The organism is Ensifer adhaerens (genome assembly GCF_001270265.1).
GTDB lineage: Bacteria > Pseudomonadota > Alphaproteobacteria > Rhizobiales > Rhizobiaceae > Ensifer > Ensifer adhaerens_B.
Genome location: NZ_LGAP01000001.1, coordinates 916,460 through 936,493, shown reverse-complemented (window position 1 = coordinate 936,493; position 20,034 = coordinate 916,460). Strand labels below are relative to the sequence as shown.

The following is a 20,034-nucleotide window of genomic DNA, read 5'->3' as shown; positions in this document are numbered from 1 at the left end:
ACGCTCTATCTCCTTGTTCTTAAGCATTTCCTGTAGGAAAACCACTTCGCACTTTTCCTGGAAATACTCTAGGGCCAGCGTACGACCGGGGGCAGGGACGAAAGAATCGACTCGACGTTGCCGCCGGTCTTGAGGCCGAAGATGGTGCCGCGATCGTAGAGCAGGTTGAACTCGACATAGCGGCCGCGACGAACGAGTTGCTCGTCGCGATCCTCCTCGGTCCATGGCGTGTTGAAATTGGTGCGCACGATCTTGGGGTAGACGAGCGCGAACGCCTTGCCGAGGTCACGGGTGAAGGCGAAGTCCGCTTCCCAGCCGCCTTGCTCGGCCGGAGACTGAAGCCAATCGTAGAAAATGCCGCCGGTACCGCGCGGCTCGTTGCGGTGCTTCAGGAAGAAGTAGTCGTCGCACCATTGCTTGAACCTGGCGTGATCCGCGACCGCGTGTCGGTTGCAGGTGATCTCCATGGCGCGGTGGAACAGCTGGGTGTCCGGGTCGGTCATGACGCGGCGGCGGTCGAGCACCGGCGTCAGGTCGGCGCCGCCGCCGAACCAGTTGCTGGTGGTGACGACCATGCGGGTGTTCATGTGCACGGCCGGAACGTTGGGGTTCACGGGATGCGCGATCAGCGAGATGCCCGACGCCCAGAAACGTGGGTCTTCGCTGGCGCCCGGGATCTGCTCGCGGAATTCGGGCGAGAATTCGCCGAACACGGTCGAGGTGTGAACGCCGACCTTCTCGAAGACACGGCCTTCCATCATCGACATGCGGCCGCCGCCGCCTTCGCCGCCGTCTCGGCTCCACTCCTTGCCGACGAAGCGGCCCGGTTCACGGTCCGACAAGGGGCCGGTCAGATCATCTTCGACAGCCTCGAACGCGGCGCAGATCGTATCGCGCAGGCTTTCGAACCAGGCCCTGGCTGCAGCCTTCTTGTCTTCGATATCGGCAGGCAGCCCCTGGGGTAGTTGCGGTCGTTCCATGAAAATTTGTCCTGTTCGCGGCTTTGCGCGCCGGAAAGCCGCCGATTCGTTGATGTGCGCCACAGTTCATATTTCCGCCAGATTGGCAACGGCGGTCGGGTCATCGGGCCAGTGTGCCGCATCGGCTGGGCAGTGTAAAACGGACTCGCAATGGCCCGATACTCACACTATCTTTACCTCCAGAGGTATGGCCCATGGCAAGAATACCCGCAGGTCCGCCGCTTGATGGTTTGCGGCGCCAGATCGCCCGGCATCGCCGGGACAATCCGACACGAGGCGATGGCCTTTTCGTGCGTGAAACCTTTCGGCTCGATCGAAGTGCTGCCCGCGCCAAGGCCCGCGAATGGTTCGATACCTGGCCGAAAGCCGCCTATTGGACCGAGGTGGAAAGCTGGCGCCAGCTCGACGGCGACGAGATCGAATTCACCATGCGCCGATTGCCGACCGCCGACTGACGCCCCGGCTCGGCCGGCAATCGCTGGGCTATGACGATCGCCATTTTGTTTTCCTTCGGCACGTTAGCAAGCATGGTGGCGCTTGCCCAATTGCCGCCACGCGGCCGCAATGCGTCCTAGGGCTGACCGTCCTCTTCCGTCGCATCCATCAGCCGCGGCCCGGCGCCTTCCATCGAGAGCACATCGTGCGGATTTCGCAGCGGACACTCCCTGAGCGACAGGCATCCGCAACCGATGCAGCTCGTCAGATGGTCGCGCAGCGCCATCAGGCTGGCTATGCGCGTGTTCAGCTGCTCCCGCCAGCTCTCCGACAGCCGTGCCCAATCCTGTACCGTCAGCGGCCGGTCGTCCGGCAGCACCGTCAGCGCCTCCTGGATTTCCGAAAGCGGAATTCCGGTCCGCTGGGCGACCTTGATCACTGCCACGCGCCTCAGCACGCTGCGGGGATAGCGACGCTGGTTGCCGCGGCTGCGATTGCTGCGGATCAGTCCCTTGGCCTCATAGAAATGGAGGGTAGAAACCGCGACACCGCTGCGTTCTGCGACTTCGCCGACAGTCAGCTCGCGCCGCATTTCGCTGTTTCTTACAATCGTCATGACAGCTATTGACCTCAACTAATGTTGAGGTTTTATAGCATGAGCTCCATGGAATTCACAACAAGGAGCCGACCCCCATGACAGAGAAAATGACGCTTGCGGTGATCTACGGCAGCGCCCGACAGGGGCGCTTCTGCGATACGGTCGCCAATTGGCTGATCCGCGAGATTTCGGATTCGAACGTGTTCAATCTCACGGTTATCGACCCAGCGCGGCTGAGAGCGTCCCGTGGCGTAGGTGCTGCGGTCAATCCCGGCGAGTGGCTGGAGCGCAAGGTGGCCGAGGCGGATGCCTTCCTGGTGGTGACGCCGGAATACAATCACGGCTACCCGGCCGCGCTGAAGGAGCTGATCGATTCAGTCTACGAGCCCTGGCATGCCAAACCCGTCGCCTTCGTCTCCTATGGCGGCGCTTCGGGCGGCATCCGCGCCGTCGAGCAACTGCGGCAGGTCTTTGGCGAGCTGCATGCGGTAACGCTGCGCGACGGCGTCCAGTTTGCCAAGGCCTGGTCGAAATTCGATGCGGCCGGCAACCTCTACAAGCCAGAGGAGATGCGCGCGCCACTGTTCTTGATGATGGATCGGCTCATCTGGTGGGCGCGGACATTGAAGCAGGCGCGCAAGCTGACGCCCTATAACGAAGTGGCCGCCTGAATTTGAAGGGCGCTGCCGTTGGTGGCGCCATCGTAACCCCCATCAGGAAGGGCAGGGACGGTATGATGCGACGCTTGTCAGAACGACTGGACTTGGCGGATCGCCTCGCCGGCGATCATGGCGGCGGACATGGCGACATTCAGCGACCGTTGCCCCTCGGCCATCGGGATGAGGATGCGGCCTTCCGCGCGATCATGCACATGGTCTGGCACACCGGCGCTTTCCCGGCCGAACAGCAGAATATCGTCCGGGCGGAATTCGAAACGGGTGTAGGGCACGGCGGCCTTGGTCGAGGCAAGCACAAGCCTGCGTCCCGTCGGCACACGCCACGCCTCGAACCGTTCCCAATTGATGTGGCGGGGGGGGGGGGCCGAGGCGGTAAAGTCCATGTCGGGGCGGTTCTGATTGCGGGCGGAAAGGCGAAGGCCGCCGGGTCGATGACGTCGACGGCAAGGCCAAGGCAGGCCGCAAGGCGCAGGATCGTGCCGGTGTTGCCGGGAATGTCGGGCTGGTAGAGGGCGATGCGAAGGTCACTCACGTCTGTTTACTTTCCTTGCGGCATGTCTGGTGCGGCGGAGAATTCGTGCGCAAGAATCCCCATCATGATGTCGTCGTGCCATTCGCCATCGATCAGTGCCGCCTCCCGTTCGCGCCCCTCGATCGAGAAGCCGCATTTGCGGTAGCTGGCAATCGCACGTTCGTTGAAGGCAAGCACGCGCAGCGAAATGCGATGCAGGGCGAGTTCGCCGAACGCATGGCCCAATACAAGCTTCGTGACCGCGGTGCCAAGCCCTTGGCCCAGCAGTTTCGGATCGAGGATGCCGATGGCGAAGGAGGCGCGCCGGTCGTGCCGGTTGATATTGTCGAGCCTGACTTCGCCGATGAGCCCGTTGCGATCAATGATCCAGGCGGCCGGATGTTCGATGGTGCGTTGCAGCCACATCTCTGCGTCCGCTCGCCCGTAGCGGGCAGGAGAGGCGCTGCCTCCGAACATGCGGTAGATCTCCGGGTCACGCCCAAGGGCGAGCCGTGCGTCGACGTCGCCACCGATTGGGCGCCTCAGCAGGAAACCATGCCCTTTCAGTTCGGGAGGGGTGGTCGATGAAGCGTTCATATGCGTTTCCTACCGATGCCGTCCGCGCTCGTGCTGATTTTGTGGTCCCTAATCTGTGCCGAATGGGCAACATCCAGCCGAACGATGAAAAAACAGGCAAGAAAGTGCCTGCGACAATCTGGCATATCGAGGCGAATAGAGGTAGACAGAAGACCTCTTCAACGCGAACCGACGGAGGCAATGATGACTATATTGATGTTGACACGCCTTCCAGGAGTGATGGGCCACCGTTTGGCCTGACCGGTTCCGCGACCTATCTTTCAAGAGATTTATGCGCGCTTCCGGAACTCCGGAAGACAAACCCGCTATGGCGGGGCAGCATTTCCGGACTGAAATTTTCACGATAAAGAATGCGGGGAGAGATACCCGCCTTCCTTCAAAATACTCTGAAGGAGCAAGACAATGTTTGGCTGGTTTGAATCCCGCCTCAATCCCTATCCGACGGAAGAGCCTGTGCTTCCGCCGAAAAGCCTTTTCGGCTTCTGCTGGCACTATTCCAAGCCTGCGGTTCCGTGGCTGCTCATCATGTCTGTCTGCACAATGCTGATCGCGATCGGCGAAGTGGCTCTGTTCCAGTTTCTCGGAAACATGGTCGACTGGCTGTCGAACGCCAATCGCGAGAGCTTCCTGGAAGCGGAAGGCCACCGGCTCATCTGGATGGGCGGTCTGGTCCTGATCGGCCTGCCGGCGCTGGTGGCGATCGATTCGCTGGTCATGCACCAGGTGCTGCTCGGAAATTACCCGATGATCGCCCGCTGGCAGATGCACCGCTATCTGCTGCGTCAGAGCATGACGTTCTTCGCCAACGAATTCGCCGGCCGCGTGGCGACCAAGGTCATGCAGACCTCGCTTGCTGTCCGCGAAACGGTGATGAAGATCCTCGACGTCTTCGTCTATGTCGTCAGCTATTTCGTCACGATGCTGATCGTCGTTGCTGCTGCCGACTGGCGGCTGGTGACGCCGCTCGCCGTCTGGCTGGTGATCTACATCTGCATCGTCGGCTATTTCGTGCCGCGCCTGCAGAAGATCTCCAAGGAGCAGGCGGACGCACGTTCGATGATGACCGGCCGTATCGTCGACAGCTACACCAACATCGGTACCGTCAAGCTGTTCTCGCATGCGGGTCGCGAGGAAACCTATGCGCGCGCCGGCATGGACGGCTTCCTCGACACCGTGCATCGCCAGATGCGCAAGGTGACGCTGTTCCATGTGCTCGTATACGCCAACAACAGCATTGCGCTCTTTGCCATCAGCGCGCTTGGCATCCATTTGTGGCTGACAAGTGCCATCTCGGTCGGCGCCATTGCGATTGCCGTCGGTCTTGCCATGCGCATCAACGGCATGTCGCAGTGGATCATGTGGGAAGTCTCGGCGCTGTTCGAGAACATCGGCACGGTCTATGACGGCATCGGCATGATGACCAAGGCGCACGACATCGTCGACGAGCCGGACGCCAAGCCGCTGACGGCGGAGAAGGGCGCGATCACCTACGACAACGTTCGCTTCCACTACGGCAAGGCGAAGGGCGTCATCGATCACCTGTCGCTCGACATCAAGCCGGGCGAGAAGATCGGTCTGGTCGGACGCTCGGGCGCCGGCAAGACGACGCTGATGAACCTGCTGCTGCGGTTCTACGACGTGGAATCGGGCGCAATCCGGATCGACGGCAAGGATATCTCGACTGTCACCCAGGATAGCCTGCGCGCCCAGATCGGCGTCGTCACGCAGGACACCTCGCTGCTGCATCGCTCCATCCGCGACAACATCGCCTATGGGCATCCGGAAGCGGACGACGAGGCGATCATTGCCGCGGCGAAGCGAGCAAATGCCTGGGAGTTCATCCAGGGTCTCGAGGACAACCGGGGACGCAGGGCGCTCGATGCCCAGGTCGGCGAACGAGGCGTCAAGCTCTCCGGCGGCCAGCGCCAGCGCATCGCCATCGCCCGCGTCTTCCTCAAGGACGCGCCGATCCTCGTTCTCGATGAAGCGACGTCCGCGCTCGATTCCGAGGTCGAGCAGGCGATCCAGGAGAACCTGTTCGCGCTGATGGCCGGCAAGACGGTGATCGCCATCGCCCACCGGCTGTCGACGCTGACGGAAATGGATCGCCTCGTCATCCTCGAGGCCGGCCGGATCGTTGAAACGGGTTCGCATGCCGAACTCGTGGCCAAGGGCGGCCTTTATGCCGACCTCTGGTCGCGCCAGTCGGGCGGCTTCATCGCCGACGACGCCGAGAAGGAAGAAGCGGCGGAGTGATCCGCTGCGGCCCCGCCGCGCATGCAGGCGGCGGGGTTTGCCACTTGACGTTAAGCAATTGTAATGCGCTCGATGGCGGAAAGCGATTGCTGTTGCCGCCGAACCGCCTATATCGGAACCATGCTCAGCGCCATCGTCAGCATCTTTGAGAACTCGATCAAGCCGTTTGCGCCGCGGGAGCGATTGCAGCCGCCGAAATCACTGTGGGGTTTCGCCTGGTTCTATGCCCGTCAGGCCAAGGGGCCGTTTCTGGCGATGGCCATCCTTGGCGGCCTTGTCGCCATGCTGGAGGCAGGGCTTTTCTATTTCGTCGGCCGGCTTGTCGATCTGCTCGACACGGTGAAGCCGGAAGCGGGCTGGAGCGGGTTGATTTCCGCCAACGGCCCCGAACTGCTGTTCATGCTGCTGACGGTGCTGGTGTTCCGCTTCGTCGCGGTGTCGCTGGCGGCGCTCGTCGAGGAACAGTCGATCATCACCGGCTTTCTCAATCTGGTGCGCTGGCAGTCCTATACACACGTCGCGCGGCAATCGCTTTCCTTCTTCCAGAATGACTTTTCCGGACGGATCGTGACGAAGGTCTGGTCGGGCGCACAGGCGACCAGCGACCTGATCGTGTCGCTGCTGCAGGTCGTCTGGTTCATCGTCATTTATACCGCCTCGACCATGGCGCTGGTTGCCCAGCTCGACTGGCGCCTTGCGGCGATGGTGGCATTCTGGATCGTCATCTTCCTGGCGTTGGCGCGCTTTTTCGTCCCGCGCATCCGCAAGCATGCCCGCGACACCGCCGAAATGGCCTCGATGCTGAACGGCCGGATGGTGGATGCCTATTCGAACATCCAGACGCTGAAGCTCTTCGGCCGTGACGACGAGAACGATCGCTATATCCGCGCCGGCTTCGATCGTTTCCAGCGCGCAGTTATTCCCTTTACCCGGCTTCTGACTGCCGTTCGCGCATCACTTGCGCTCCTGTCGGGCATGATGATCGCGGCTATTGCGGTCTATGCCATTCACCTCTGGCTTGGCGGCGTGATCAGTTCGGGTGCGGTCGCCTTCACGCTGGCGCTTATATTGCGGCTCAACATGCTGCTCGGGCGCATGATGACGCAGTTCAACTCGATCATGCGCAACATCGGCACGATCCAGAATTCGGCCGAGCTCGTCTCCCAACCGATCGGCCTTGTCGACAGGCCGGGCGCCAAGGAGCTTTCGGTCAGCGAGCCGGAAATCCGCTTCGAGCATGTGAAGTTCCACTACGGCAAGGGCGCTGGCGTCATCGACGACTTCTCCCTGGTCATTCGTCCCGGAGAGAAAGTCGGCATCGTCGGCCGTTCGGGCGCCGGCAAGTCGACGCTCGTCAATCTGCTCCTGCGCTTCTACGACCTTGAAGGCGGGCGCATCCTGATCGACGGGCAGGATATTTCGGCAGTCAAGCAGGAATCGCTGCGCGCGCAGGTCGGCATGGTGAGCCAGGATACCTCGCTGCTGCACCGCTCCATTCGTGACAACATCCTCTTCGGCCACCCGGACGCAAGCGAGGAGCAATTGGTGATGGCGGCCGAGAAGGCCGAGGCCTACGAGTTCATCCTCGATCTCCAGGACCAGCGCGGCCGCAGGAGCTTCGATGCCCATGTCGGCGAACGCGGTGTCAAGCTTTCGGGCGGGCAGAGGCAGCGGATCGCCATCGCACGCGTCATGCTCAAGGATGCGCCGATCCTCGTTCTTGACGAGGCGACGTCGGCGCTCGATTCCGAGGTCGAGGCGGCGATCCAGTCTAATCTCGACCGGCTGATGCAGGGAAAGACGGTGCTGGCTATCGCTCATCGACTGTCGACGATCGCCGCCCTCGACCGGCTCGTCGTCATGGACAAGGGCCGGATCATCGAGGACGGAACCCACACCGAACTGATCGCCCGGGGCGGTCTTTATGCCGACCTCTGGTCGCGGCAATCCGGCGGCTTTCTGGCCCGCGAGGAAGCCGCGGAGTAGGGCAGTCCAGCGCCCATTTTCACGCCCCTCCGACGACTGTCGGCCAGTGGGGATGCCAACCGTCAAGTGCTTGTGCCAATTGGCCGCGCTTTTCCCCGCGACAATCTGCCCACCCGCCCTTGTCAAGGCTGGACATAATTTGCGATCAAGCATAGAACGCGCCGGATTGACGGGGAATCTGCGAGCCGTGTGCGCGCAGAACTTAACGGATTCTGACACCGAATAACGTGTTTGCAACAGCAAGCCGGCTAAGGTGCCAGCACATTGATTGGGCGTGTTTCCTTGACCTAGGTCAAACCGCAAGGGCAGGGATCTCGCTGGGCGGATGCGGTTTCCGCAACATTGCGTGAGAGGATGGTTTAGCCGTGAGCGAACACGACACTTCAAGCGAGACCTTGGGCGAGCCCACTCGCCGCGATTTCCTTTATCTGGCTACGGGCATGGCGGGCGTCGTTGGCGCCGGCGCGGTGGCCTGGCCTTTCATCGACCAGATGCGTCCGGATTCATCGACGCTCGCGCTCGCCTCGATCGAGGTCGACGTATCGAGCCTGCAGCCCGGCATGTCGCTGACGGCCAAATGGCGCGGCAAGCCGATCTTCATCCGCAACCGCACCGAGAAGGAAGTGGAAGAGGCCAAAGCGGTCACTCTTGCCGACCTTAAGGATCCGGTTGCGCGTAACGCCAACCTTCCGACTGACGCCGAGGCGAACGATCTCGATCGCTCCGCCGGCGAAGGCAAGGAAAACTGGATCGTGATGATCGGCTCCTGTACCCATCTCGGCTGCGTGCCGCTTGGTCAGGCCGGTGATTTCGGTGGCTGGTTCTGTCCCTGCCACGGTTCGCACTACGATACGGCAGGCCGAATCCGTAAAGGTCCGGCGCCGGAAAACCTCCCCGTGCCGACCTTCGCGTTCGTTTCCGACACAGTTATCAAGATCGGTTGAGGGGACTACTGATAATGAGTGCTGAACATTCAACCTACACGCCAACGACTGGCATTGAGAAATGGGTTGATTCCCGTCTTCCGCTGCCGCGCATGATTCACGACAGCTTCATCAGCTATCCGGTTCCCCGGAACCTGAACTATGCCTACACCTTTGGTGCCATGCTTTCAGTGATGCTGGTCGTCCAGATCCTGACCGGCGTCGTGCTTGCGATGCATTATGCGGCTGAAGCGACCGTTGCGTTCAACTCGGTCGAAAAGATCATGCGCGACGTCAACCACGGCTGGCTTCTGCGCTACATGCACGCCAACGGCGCATCGTTCTTCTTCATCGCCGTTTACCTGCACATTGCCCGCGGCCTCTACTACGGCTCGTACAAGGCACCGCGCGAAATCCTCTGGATCCTCGGCGTGGTCATCTACCTCCTGATGATGGCGACCGGTTTCATGGGCTACGTTCTGCCCTGGGGTCAGATGTCTTTCTGGGGTGCGACCGTTATCACCGGCTTCTTCACGGCCTTTCCGTTGGTAGGCGAGTGGATCCAACAGTTCCTGCTTGGCGGCTTTGCCGTCGACCAGCCGACGCTGAACCGCTTCTTCTCGCTGCACTACCTGCTGCCCTTCATGATCGCCGGCGTCGTCGTGCTTCACGTGTGGGCTCTGCACGTGACCGGCCAGACGAACCCGACGGGCGTCGAAGTGAAGTCGAAGACCGATACCGTTCCCTTCACGCCCTACGCAACGCTGAAGGATGCACTCGGCGTCTCCGTCTTCCTGCTCGTTTACGCCTGGTTCGTCTTCTACATGCCGAACTTCCTTGGCCACCCGGACAACTACATTCCGGCTGACGCGCTGAAGACGCCTGCTCACATCGTTCCGGAATGGTACTACCTGCCGTTCTACGCGATGCTGCGCGCCATCACCTTCAATGTCGGCCCGATCGACTCCAAGCTCGGCGGCGTTCTGGTGATGTTCGGTTCGATCATCATCCTGTTCTTCCTGCCCTGGCTTGATACGTCCAAGGTTCGCTCGGCTGTTTACCGTCCCTGGTACAAGCTGTTCTTCTGGATCTTCGTCGTCAACGCCATCATGCTCGGCTGGCTCGGCTCGCGCCCGGCGGAAGGCAGTGGTCTGTTTGGCCTGATCTTTGGCGGCGACCTCGCGGGTAACTATGTGGGTTACTCCCAGCTCGGCACGCTGTACTACTTCGGCTTCTTCCTCGTCATCATGCCGGTTCTCGGCCTGATCGAGACGCCCAAGCGCATTCCGAACTCCATCACCGAAGCGGTGCTGGAGAAGAAGAATGCGAAGGCTCAGCCGGCCGCCGCACGCGTCTGATCAGAACAGCGATTGATAAGGAACCCACAACAATGAAAAAGCTTGTAACAGGCATTCTGTCACTTGCTGTCGTCGCTGGCCTCGGTCTCGGAGCTGCTGTCGCTGAAGAGGCGGCAGGTGGCGAGGAGCATGGCGGCGGCACGCCCCACTATCCGATCCACAAGCCGGAACAGCAGGACTGGTCGTTTGCCGGCCCGTTCGGGACCTACGACAAGGGCCAGCTGCAGCGCGGCCTGAAGGTCTACACCGAAGTCTGTTCGGCCTGCCACTCGATGAATCTGGTGGCATTCCGTACACTTGATGGCCTTGGCTATTCCGACGCTCAGGTGAAGGCCTTTGCGGCGAACTACGAAGTTCAGGACGGCCCGAACGCCGACGGCGAAATGTTCACCCGCAAGGCCGTGCCTTCGGACCACTTCCCGTCGCCGTACCCGAACAAGGAAGCTGCTGCTGCTTCGAACAACGGGGCTGCACCGCCGGACTTCTCGCTGATCGCCAAGGCGCGCGGCATCGAACGCGGCTTCCCGCAGTTCGTCTTCGATATGTTCTGGCCCTACCAGGAAGGTGGCCCGGACTATATCCACGCGCTGCTGACCGGCTATCACGAGCCGCCGGAAGGCGTTCAGGTCGCCGAAGGCACGCACTACAACCCTTACTTCGCCAGCGCTTCAGCACTGGCGATGGCTCAGCCGATCTCCAACGATCAGGTTACCTACGACGACGGTGCGCCGCAGACGGTGGACCAGTATGCCAAGGACGTCTCGGCCTTCCTGATGTGGGCTGCCGAGCCGCACCTGGAAGATCGCAAGCGCACCGGCTTCATGGTCATGGTGTTCCTGCTGATCTTTACCGGTCTCATCTATCTGACCAAGAAGTCGGTTTACGCCAACAAGGAACATTGATCGCAATCTGGCTCGGCCAGCTTGATCGAAACCTGAGAAAAGGCCCCGGTTCGTCCGGGGCCATTTTTGTTTGCGCGGTGCTGTTTTCGTTCGGAGACGCGAAACGCGTGCGAGGTCAATCCGCACGGGTAAGGACATGCCGGTTGCCGTGTCAATGGCACAGTGTGGCCTGTCGGGGGCTTGGTGTCGCATGGCGACACGGCACAAGAAGCGTAAGCGGTGTGCCGCTCACACACGGGCGGGAGAATTCCGGCATTCGGTATCAAATGTGCCACCAGCAGTGGAGCGCCATCGCAGCTATGCGCCAACTGCGGCCATTGCAGTTGGTATCGCGCCATGCGTCAAATCAGTTAAAAAGGCTTGAAACGCTTTGCTCCTTGGCCGTGCGTGCGAGGGCTTCGCCAATCAACGGCGCGATAATGATGCGTCGGATATTGGGGGTCTGACGTTGAGCTTCGGTCTCGTTAATGGAATCGGTCACGACCAATTCCTTGAGGTTGCTGGCACCGATGCGTTCGCAGGCACCTTCGGAAAGCACACCATGAGTGATATAAGCCGAAACCTCCTTGGCACCAGCTTCCAACAAGGCTTCAGCCGCGTTGATCAACGTCCCGCCACTATCTACGATGTCGTCGATCAGAAGGCAGCTTTTCCCGGACACATCACCAATGATGTTCATAACTTCCGACACTCCTGCGCGGGGTCGCCGTTTATCGACGATCGCAAGATCGGCACCAATGCGCTTGGCGATGGCGCGAGCTCGTGCCACGCCGCCCACGTCGGGCGAAACGATCATCAAGTTCTTGGAGTCGTAGTTCTCCTCAATGTCGCGGGTCATGACCGGCGCTGAGTAAAGATTATCAGTCGGAATATCGAAAAAGCCCTGAATCTGATCGGTATGGAGATCTACCGTTATGACGCGATGGACACCTGCACCAGCAATCATATTGGCTACCAACTTCGCCGAGATCGGAGTGCGGCCAATGTCACGACGATCCTGACGGGCATAGCCGAAGTAAGGGATCACGGCCGTGATACGGCGGGCAGATGAGCGGCGCAGCGCATCGGTCAGGATAAGCAACTCCATGAGATTGCCATCGGCGGGGGCGCTTGTTGACTGGAGAATATAAACGTCCTCGCCGCGCACATTCTCATGGAGTTGAACGTGGATTTCTTGGTCGGCGAAGCGTTTGACCGTACAGTCTGTGAGGGGAAGATTTAGGTAGTTGGCAATGGCTTCGGCAAGGGCGCGGTTGGAGTTACCGGTCACCAGCTTCATTAGCGCGATCCTGTTTCAAGGAGCCTTCGGGAACAGAGATTTAAGTTCGCGGGCACCTTTAGAGCCTTGTGTGTGGAATCACAACGACGCGCTTCTCATTTTTGCGAAATGACCGGTTTGGGCCGGTAGCAGTCATTGGCAACGCCTCATAGAGAAGCACGGAGGCATTGAGCGACCCGCAGGCTGCGCCCCGGCACCACGGCGGCACCGCACAGGATTGCGTTATTCTCGCACACAGGCCTCAGTGGCGCCGCCGCAACCCATTGGTTGGGCTGTTGGTTGGTGACAGCAGCCGGTAAGGCCGCGGAGGGCAATCGGTTCCGTCGTGTGGTATCCAGATAAACTGTGGTAACTGGATAAGATATGGCGCCCGCAATAGAGCATTTCCAAGAAAAGTGCGAAGCGGTTTTCCGTCAGGAAATGCGTAAAAACAAAGAGATAGAGGGTTTCTGCGACTCCGTCTGAACCGGAAACGCTCTAGAATTCGCAACATCGTGCTGCCGATGCCAAACGTTTCGCTGCGCCCAAAAGGACGCCGGTTCGGCGTTTGCTTGCGTTGCGACCGGCACATACGAAAACGGCCCCACCGTGCGGTGGGGCCGTCAGATCTGATCGATTAGGGCTGCCTCAGTTGAAGCGGCCGGCGGCGTGGGCGAGCATCGTGTAGACCTTGCCCGTGTCGGACGTGAGGTAGGTCTGGGTGATGCGCTTGTCCGGATCGTTGCGCGCGACGTCGGCGAGCAGCTTCTCGAAATCGGCGATGTAACGGTCCACGGCGGTGCGGAACTCCGGCTCGCGGTCGTACTTGCGCTTGATCTCGTCGAAGGTCTGCTGGCCCTTCAGCGTGTAGAGCCGACGGGTGAAGACGTCGCGCTCGCCGCGCTGGTAGCGGCGCCAAAGATCGACGGATGCGTCATGGTCAATGGCGCGGGCGATATCAACCGACAATGAGTTCAAAGACTCGACCACGTGGCGCGGATTGCGGTTGTCTGCGCTGCGGGCGACCGGCTGGCTTTCAGCAGGGCGCTGCGGCGCAGCAGCCGGAGCTTCCTCGCGCGAGGCGGCACGGAGCAGGTCGCGCATCCAGCCGCCGCCTTCTGCGACCTCGCTGGTGACGGCCTGCGTTGCCGGCTGGGTCGGGGCAGGCTGCTGAACGGTCGCCTGCTCGATGCCGAGGCTGCCGCGCAGTGCCGGCGCCGGATCCTGGCGACGCGGTTCTGCGACCGGCTGCTGGCGCAGCGGCTGGGCGACTTCGAGCTGCGTCGACGACTTGCCGATGATTTCCGACAGCTCCTGCAGGGCCTTGATCTGCTCGGCCACGGCACGACGCATGACGGCGGCGTTTTCCTTGGCTTCTTCCGGCAGGTCGAAGGCGCTGCGCTTCAGCTCTTCGCGGGTCATGTCGAGTTCCTTGCGGATCTCGCCTGCCGAGCGGCGGATATCGTCGGTCGCGCCGCTGAAGCGCCCGATGGCTTCGTCGATCGCCACGCGAACGGCGTCGCGCAGCTGGGCTGCTACGCCGTCGGACTTCTTGCCGCTCTCGTTGAGCATGCGCTCGACATCAGAGACCGACGAGGCGACGCTGCCGCGCAGGCGGGACGTCACTTCCTTGGAGCGTTCTTCTGCGCTTGCGAAGGCACCCTCGATCGCCGAGCCGGCATCTTCGCCCACCTTGGCAATCGCCTGGCGGAGCGCTTCGGAGGCGCCGAGCGCACGGCCTTCGACCGCCGAGAGCGTCTTGTTGACGTCGGCAAACGAGGTCTCGACGCCGGAGCGCAGCGTGTCGGCAATCTGGCGCGACCGCTCTTCGGCACGCGAGAAGACCGCTTCAACCGAGGCACCAGCCTCGTCACCGGCCTGTGCCAGCGCATTGCGCATGGATTCGGCCGCTTCGGCTGCGCGCTGTTCGGTGCTCGACAGCAGGCGGCCGACATCCGAGAAGGATTGCTGGATGCCGCTGCGCAGGTTGCCGGCAACGAGGCCGGAGCGCTCTTCGGCACGCTGGAAGGCGCCATCGACGAAGCCTTCGAGTGCACGCATGGTGCGTTCGATTTCTTCCGAGCGCTGGACGAGGCCGACGGACAGGGTGCGCAAGGCATCCTGGCGTTCCTCGAGCGTGCTGACGAGGTTCGACTGGGCGGCCCCCAGCAGGTCCGAGGCCTGGCCGAGCACCTTGGAGTGATCCTCGAAGCGCCCGACGATGCCGCCGATCTGCGACAGTGTGGAGGCGGAGATTTCCGAGAGCTTGTCGACCTTGCCTTCGATGAGGCGCGTGGAGGTCGACAACATGTCGGAGGCCTGGCGCGTGGTTTCGGAGAAGCGGGCGGCCGTAGCCTCGAGCCGCTGGTCCATGTCGCCAAGGTTGTTGCTTGCATGGTCGATGACGGTTGCGATCGCCGTGTTGTTGGCGGCGAGCTGGTCAATCAGGCCAAGGGCTGTCGACTGCAGACGGTTCTCGACCATCTTCATCGCCTTTGCCGTTTCCTCGGCCCGCAGCGAGATGGCGTTGAGCGTCTCGCCGGTGCGTTCGGTAATGGCATTGACCAATGCGGCATTTTCCGCACGCAGGCGATCGGTGCTGTCCTGCGTCAGGCTGGCGATGCGCTCAGCAGTCTCGCGCCCGGTTGCGGCATATTGATCGATGACCGGGCGTGCCTGCTCGTCGATGATGCGCGACAGCTCCATCGAGCGGCCGGCGAGCATCGAGTTGAGTTCGCGGGTCCGGTCGTCGAGCGTGCTGCGGATCGCCTCGCTTCGCGCTTCCAGAGCCTTCTCGGCATCGGCAAGGCCCTGCTGGATGTTCTGGGCGTGGCTGGCGACCTGGCCGTGCGTAGCGGCAAGGCGTGCAGTGGCGGTGTCGGATGCGTCGGCGACCGAGCGTGCGAGTTCGGCGTGGCGTGCGGCTGTTGCCGAGGCGGTCTGCTCGATGGCATTTGCGAAATCGGAGTTGCGGGCCGCCAGTACATTGGCGAAATCCTGACCGGCCTTGGAAAGAAGACCGGCGGAACGGGCCGCTTCCGCGTCGAGTTCCTGCGCTGCCTCGCTGACCGCGCTGCGAAGGGTGGTGACGAGACCGGCGGCCTTGCCCTCGATGCGGGTGGCTTCGGCGTCGAGTTCCTGGGCAACATCGCCGACGGCACCGCGCAGGTTGCTGACGAGGTCGGCGGTCTTGCCCTTGATACGGCCAGCTTCGGCGTCGATCCCCTGCGCTACTTCGCTGACGGCGCCGCGCAGGCTGGTGACGAGGTCCGCAGTCTTACCCTCGATGCGGCCGGCTTCGGCGTCGATCTCCTGGGTTACTTCACTGACGGCGCCGCGCAGGCTGGTGACGAGGTCCGCAGTCTTGCCCTCGATGCGGCCGGCTTCGGCGTCGATCTCCTGGGTTACTTCACTGACGGCGCCGCGCAGGCTGGTGACAAGCACCGCGGCCTTGCCTTCGATCGTCCGGTTGACGTTTTCGAGGCCGATGTTGAGGGCGCGGTCCATGGTGCCGAGACGCTCCTCGATGCGGTCCGTACCGGCATTGATGGCACTGGAAATGCGGCTTGCCGCTTCCTCGCTGACGCGGTCGATATCGCCGGCGCGCTCACCGAGGCTGTCGGCAATGCGCTGGCCCGCGTTGTCAACGATAGCGTTGACGCCGCCGACGCTGTCGCGGATGCGCTCTTCAAGCGAGCCGAGGCTCGTTTCGAGGCGCAGGCCGGTGTCATCGACAAGTGCATTGACGCTGCCGACACTGCCCCGAATACGGCCTTCCAGGGAACCGATACTGGTCTCGATCTTGGCGCCGGTATCGTCGACAATGGCGTTGACGCTTCCGACGCTGTCGCGGATGCGATCCTCCAGAGTGCCGATGCTGGCCTCGATGCGGAAGCCGGTGTCGTCGACGATCGCGTTGACATTGCCGACGCTGTCGCGGATGCGGTCTTCCAGCGTCCCGAGGCGGGATTCGATACGGCTGCTGGTTTCATCGACGATGACGCCGACCTTATCGACACTCCCGTGCATCCGCCCCTCGAGCGAACCCAGACGGGTCTCAATACGGGCGGTCGTGTCATCGACGATGGCGCTGACATTATCGACGCTGCCGCGCATACGTTCTTCAAGCGAGCCAAGACGGGTCTCGACACGAGCACCGGCCGCATCGGCAATCGAACCGACATTTTCGGCGCTGTCGCGCATGCGCTCTTCAAGTGCGCCAAGGCTCGTCTCGATGCGCAGGCCGGTGTCGTCGAGACGGTCATTGAGGCCGTTGATCGACATGTCGACGCGATTGGTCAGCGTGTCGGCAGCCAGGCTGATCTGGCCTGCCGTTTCCGCCAGACGCTCGGCGATGTTGCCGGTGGTCGAGCGCATACGGGCTTCAAGCGTTTCGCCGCTGCGATCGATGATGCCGGCAAGTGCCGCCTGGCGCTCTTCGAGCGACATTTCGAGCATGCTGGCGCTGGTGGCGAGGCTCGTGGCAATCGACATGGACTGGTCGGACAGCATGCCTTCCAGCTGATCGCGGCCCTGGTCGACGGCGAGGTTGATGGCATTGATCCGGTCGTCGAGCGTGGCGCGGATCTGCTCGTGCGTCGAGGACAGCGTTTCGCGCAGGTGCTCGGCGCGACCGGTGAGCGTCTGTTCGATTTCCGTCGCCTTGCCGGCGAGCGAGGCGGTCGCCTCGGTGGTGCGGGCCGTCAGCGCTTCGGCGATATGGGCACTCGTGGCCGTCAGGACGTCCGAGATCTTGCCGACGCGGCCGCTGAGGTCTTCTGCGATGCGGGCGCTGGTGTTGGTGAGGGTGTCGGAAATCTGGCTGACCCGGCCGCCGAGGTTCTCGGCAACGAGGGACACGCTGTCCGAAAGCTTTTGTTCGATCTCACCGACGCGGTCCGTCATCGTCTCGGCAACGGCCGTGGCGCGGAAGGTGAGGTTGTCGGCAACGTCTTCCGCATGACGGCTCAAGGAGTCCGCCATTTCGTTGGCGCGGGCCGTCATCGTCGAAGTGATGTGGGCGGAACGCTCGGCAAGAACGCCGTCGAGTGCCGATGTCTGGCTCGACAGGGTCTCTGCAATCGCCTGGCTGCGTTCCGACAGAACGCGCTCCAGCCGGTCGGCCGTTTCGCCGACAGCGCCTTCGATCGCGTCCGTTCCGGTCGAAAGCACGGTAGAGAGAGCAAGGGTGCGCTCAGACAGGGTGTTGTCGAGGCGGTGCTGGCTTGCGGCGATGGCGCTGGTGATTTCGTCGGTCGAACCGGTCAGCGTCTGCTCGATGCGGGCATGGGCCGCCTGCAGGCCGTCGACGAACTGCGCGGTGCGGGTGTCGAGGCCCTCGGTCAGCCGCTGCTCGCTGGTCGTCAGTGCCGTTGCCAGTGCATCGGCGCGCTGGCCGAAGCCGCTCTCGATGCGATCCTGGGCCTCGGAAAGGGCACCCATCAGGCTGCTGGTCTTTTCGGAAAGCACGCTGTCGATACGGCTGTGGGCATCGCCGATCAGGTTGCTGAGATCAGACGTGCGGCTGCCGATCGTTTCCTCGATGAAGTCGTGCGTCGCGCCGAGCGCGGTCGCAAGCGTCAGCGACTGATCCGAGAGGGCCGAGCCGATCTTCTCTATGCTGCTGTCGAGCGCACCGCCGATGGCATCCGAACCGCCGGATACGGTCTCGTTGATGCGGTGCAGGCTCTCCATCAGCTTGGTGTCGAGCATGCTTGCGCGCTTGTCGAAGGCCGAGGCGAACTCGTGGAAGCGTTCGTCGAAGGCGGTGGCAAGCTGGCCGACGGTCGTCTGCAGCTTCTCTTCGAAGAAGCCGCCACGCAGATCGAGATCCATAATGGCGTCGTCGGCGCTGGAGCGCAGGCTCTGGCGGAAATGCGCACCCTTTTCGTCGAGGGTGGCGTTGAGCGTGGCAAGCACGTCTTCAAGGCCGCCGGCAATCGCCTGCTGGCCGACGCTCAGGCTCTCGTTGAGGTCGCGGGTGCGGGCAATGAGCGTTTCATTGAGCTGGCGGGCGCGCTCATTCAGAGCGGCATTCAGCTTTTCAGTGTTGGCGTCGAGCGAGGAGGCGCGGGTCTCGAACTGGCCGAGCAGCTGCTCGCCACGCTTGGTCAGCGTGTCGCTCAGCTGGTCGAGGCGGGTGTCGAACTCGCTGCTCAGTCCGAGGCCGGCGGCTGTCAGGCCGGAAAGGAGCGAGTCCGTGCGGTTCGACAGCATGGTGCTGATGTTCTGCAGCGCCGTGTCGGACTTTTCGCTCAGAGCTGCTGCACGCGTGTCGATCAACGAGGCGAAAGCCTCGCCGGAGATCGCGATGCGCGAAGCGATGTCTTCGCCAGCCTGGTCGAGATCGTCCTTCAGCTTGCCATGCGCACCGGCGATGGTCGAGCGGATGCGCTCGGAGTGGCCGATGATGGCTTCGCGCTCGAGGCCCAGCTCCTGAACCAGCGTGCGTACCCGCAATTCGTTTTCGCTGTAGCTGCGTTCAAGTGCGTTGACTTCGGAGTGAACGAGCGTTTCGAGCTCGGTGGCGCGGGCAATCGTGCGCTCGATGCCTTCGTTCATCGCGGAGACTTCGCGGCGAACCGCCTGACCGACGGTCATAACCCGGTCGGCCGCCGCGGTTTCCGGTTCGGCCAGCCGCAATGCCACTTCGGCCATGGAGCGCGCGGCGTTGCGCAGTTCCTGCGCACGGGCGATCATGATGGCGAAGGAGAAGAAGAGCATGATGGGCAGCGCGATGCCGATGGCGACGCCGACGGCACCAGGGGTGGCGGCGAGATCGCTCAGCGTGCGGATCTGCCAGATCTGCGGGCCATAGAGCAGGTTCGCAACGCCGAGGCCGGCCACGGCCCAGACCACCGAGACGAGGGCGGCGACACGAATGGCGGCGCGGTTCGAGCGAACGTCAAGGGCGCGCAACATTGCCGCCGGAGAGCGGCGGCCATCGTCGTTTGCCGGAGAAAGGGGAGGCGACTTCGGTGCGGGTTCCGGAGCGAGCCCGCGTGCAGCGTCATTTGCTCGCGCGGCGCGGGGGGCTTCCTGCTGAGGCTTTGTATTTCGACTGTGATCGGGCTGAGCCGCCTGATTGGTGGAGTCAGACACATTTTCCTCCGGATCATCCAAGGAAGTCTTGTCGTTAGGGCTCGCCTTAAGCTCGTCAAAATCGATCTTAAGGGCCGCTTCCAGAGCCTGGAAGGCCTTTTCGTCAATCGACTCGTTGCTCTTCTTCGTCGCCATAGGGATACGCCTCATTACCTTTTGCCTCTGATGAAACGTGTCCTTTTAGTCCGCAACGGCGGCCAGGACTGTCTTCACCGGGGCGGTGACGGCAAGATACGCGCATCACATCTACGCAATACCCTACTGAACACCCACTGCATTTCCTCGATGGATAGTCGGAATTGACCCTCGAGGGCACCACTCGCACAGCTTATCCACCGGAACGGTTGCCATTTTCGTACGCAAGCCCGTTCCTAACCGTATCGTAGTGACACATTAGCCAGGTTCTTACAATTAACAGCACTCCGGCTTCATTAAAATCCTAATGAATTCTT

At 62.0% G+C, this 20,034-nt stretch carries 13 protein-coding genes and 1 pseudogene; 8 read left to right on the top strand and 6 right to left on the bottom strand.

All coding sequences use genetic code 11. The features are described from left to right. Positions 1-68: 68 nt before the first annotated feature. Positions 69-980 (bottom strand): oxygen-dependent coproporphyrinogen oxidase, encoded by a 912-nt coding sequence (hemF, locus tag AC244_RS04485; protein ID WP_053247686.1) that lies wholly within the window; start codon positions 978-980, stop codon positions 69-71. Between the two features lie 194 nt (positions 981-1,174). Here hemF and AC244_RS04480 point away from each other — a divergent pair, with 194 nt between their 5' ends. Next, positions 1,175-1,435, top strand: coding sequence for a hypothetical protein (locus AC244_RS04480; RefSeq protein WP_025427204.1), 261 nt, complete (start codon positions 1,175-1,177; stop codon positions 1,433-1,435). A gap of 116 nt (positions 1,436-1,551) precedes the next feature. On the opposite strand, the gene soxR is transcribed toward AC244_RS04480, so the two are convergent. Further along, positions 1,552-2,031 (bottom strand): redox-sensitive transcriptional activator SoxR, encoded by a 480-nt coding sequence (gene soxR / locus AC244_RS04475; RefSeq protein WP_053247548.1) that lies wholly within the window; start codon positions 2,029-2,031, stop codon positions 1,552-1,554. A 77-nt stretch (positions 2,032-2,108) separates the two neighbouring features. Between soxR and AC244_RS04470 the strand changes: the two genes are divergently transcribed. Next, entirely contained in the window at positions 2,109-2,684 is a 576-nt protein-coding gene (locus AC244_RS04470) for an NADPH-dependent FMN reductase (protein WP_053247547.1), read from the top strand. A 77-nt stretch (positions 2,685-2,761) separates the two neighbouring features. Here the strand turns inward: AC244_RS04470 and AC244_RS04465 are convergent. Both AC244_RS04465 and AC244_RS04460 read right to left on the bottom strand, forming a co-directional pair. After that, a pseudogene (locus AC244_RS04465) lies at positions 2,762-3,222 on the bottom strand (tRNA (cytidine(34)-2'-O)-methyltransferase). Between the two features lie 6 nt (positions 3,223-3,228). Continuing rightward, entirely contained in the window at positions 3,229-3,798 is a 570-nt protein-coding gene (locus AC244_RS04460; RefSeq protein ID WP_053247546.1) for a GNAT family N-acetyltransferase, read from the bottom strand. Between AC244_RS04460 and AC244_RS36235 the strand changes: the two genes are divergently transcribed. The 6 genes from AC244_RS36235 (at position 3,786) to AC244_RS04435 (ending at position 11,223) form a co-directional block, all read left to right on the top strand. After that, positions 3,786-4,145: a hypothetical protein gene (locus AC244_RS36235; RefSeq protein ID WP_152975830.1), complete on the top strand. Its 360-nt coding sequence runs from the start codon at positions 3,786-3,788 to the stop codon at positions 4,143-4,145. The genes AC244_RS04460 and AC244_RS36235 overlap by 13 nt on opposite strands. 55 nt (positions 4,146-4,200) lie before the next feature. Beyond that, positions 4,201-6,054: an ABC transporter ATP-binding protein gene (locus AC244_RS04455; protein ID WP_053247545.1), complete on the top strand. Its 1,854-nt coding sequence runs from the start codon at positions 4,201-4,203 to the stop codon at positions 6,052-6,054. Positions 6,055-6,174: 120 nt separating this feature from the next. After that, the gene (locus AC244_RS04450) at positions 6,175-8,040 is read left to right on the top strand and encodes an ABC transporter ATP-binding protein (RefSeq protein WP_053247685.1); all 1,866 of its coding nucleotides are present in this window, start codon (positions 6,175-6,177) and stop codon (positions 8,038-8,040) included. A gap of 365 nt (positions 8,041-8,405) precedes the next feature. Continuing rightward, on the top strand, positions 8,406-8,984 hold the full coding sequence (gene petA, locus AC244_RS04445) for a ubiquinol-cytochrome c reductase iron-sulfur subunit (protein ID WP_053247544.1): 579 nt from the start codon (positions 8,406-8,408) through the stop codon (positions 8,982-8,984). Between the two features lie 14 nt (positions 8,985-8,998). Further along, positions 8,999-10,321 carry a cytochrome b gene (locus AC244_RS04440; RefSeq protein ID WP_053247543.1) on the top strand — a complete coding sequence of 441 codons (1,323 nt, stop codon included), beginning with the start codon at positions 8,999-9,001 and terminating at the stop codon, positions 10,319-10,321. Between the two features lie 32 nt (positions 10,322-10,353). After that, positions 10,354-11,223: a cytochrome c1 gene (locus AC244_RS04435; RefSeq protein WP_053247542.1), complete on the top strand. Its 870-nt coding sequence runs from the start codon at positions 10,354-10,356 to the stop codon at positions 11,221-11,223. A 346-nt stretch (positions 11,224-11,569) separates the two neighbouring features. Here the strand turns inward: AC244_RS04435 and AC244_RS04430 are convergent, their stop codons facing one another. After that, the gene (locus tag AC244_RS04430; protein ID WP_053247541.1) at positions 11,570-12,502 is read right to left on the bottom strand and encodes a ribose-phosphate pyrophosphokinase; all 933 of its coding nucleotides are present in this window, start codon (positions 12,500-12,502) and stop codon (positions 11,570-11,572) included. A gap of 627 nt (positions 12,503-13,129) precedes the next feature. Next, a complete protein-coding gene (locus tag AC244_RS04425) occupies positions 13,130-19,717 on the bottom strand; it encodes a kinesin (RefSeq protein ID WP_053247540.1) in 6,588 nt (2,195 codons plus the stop codon). Positions 19,718-20,034 lie beyond the last annotated feature (317 nt).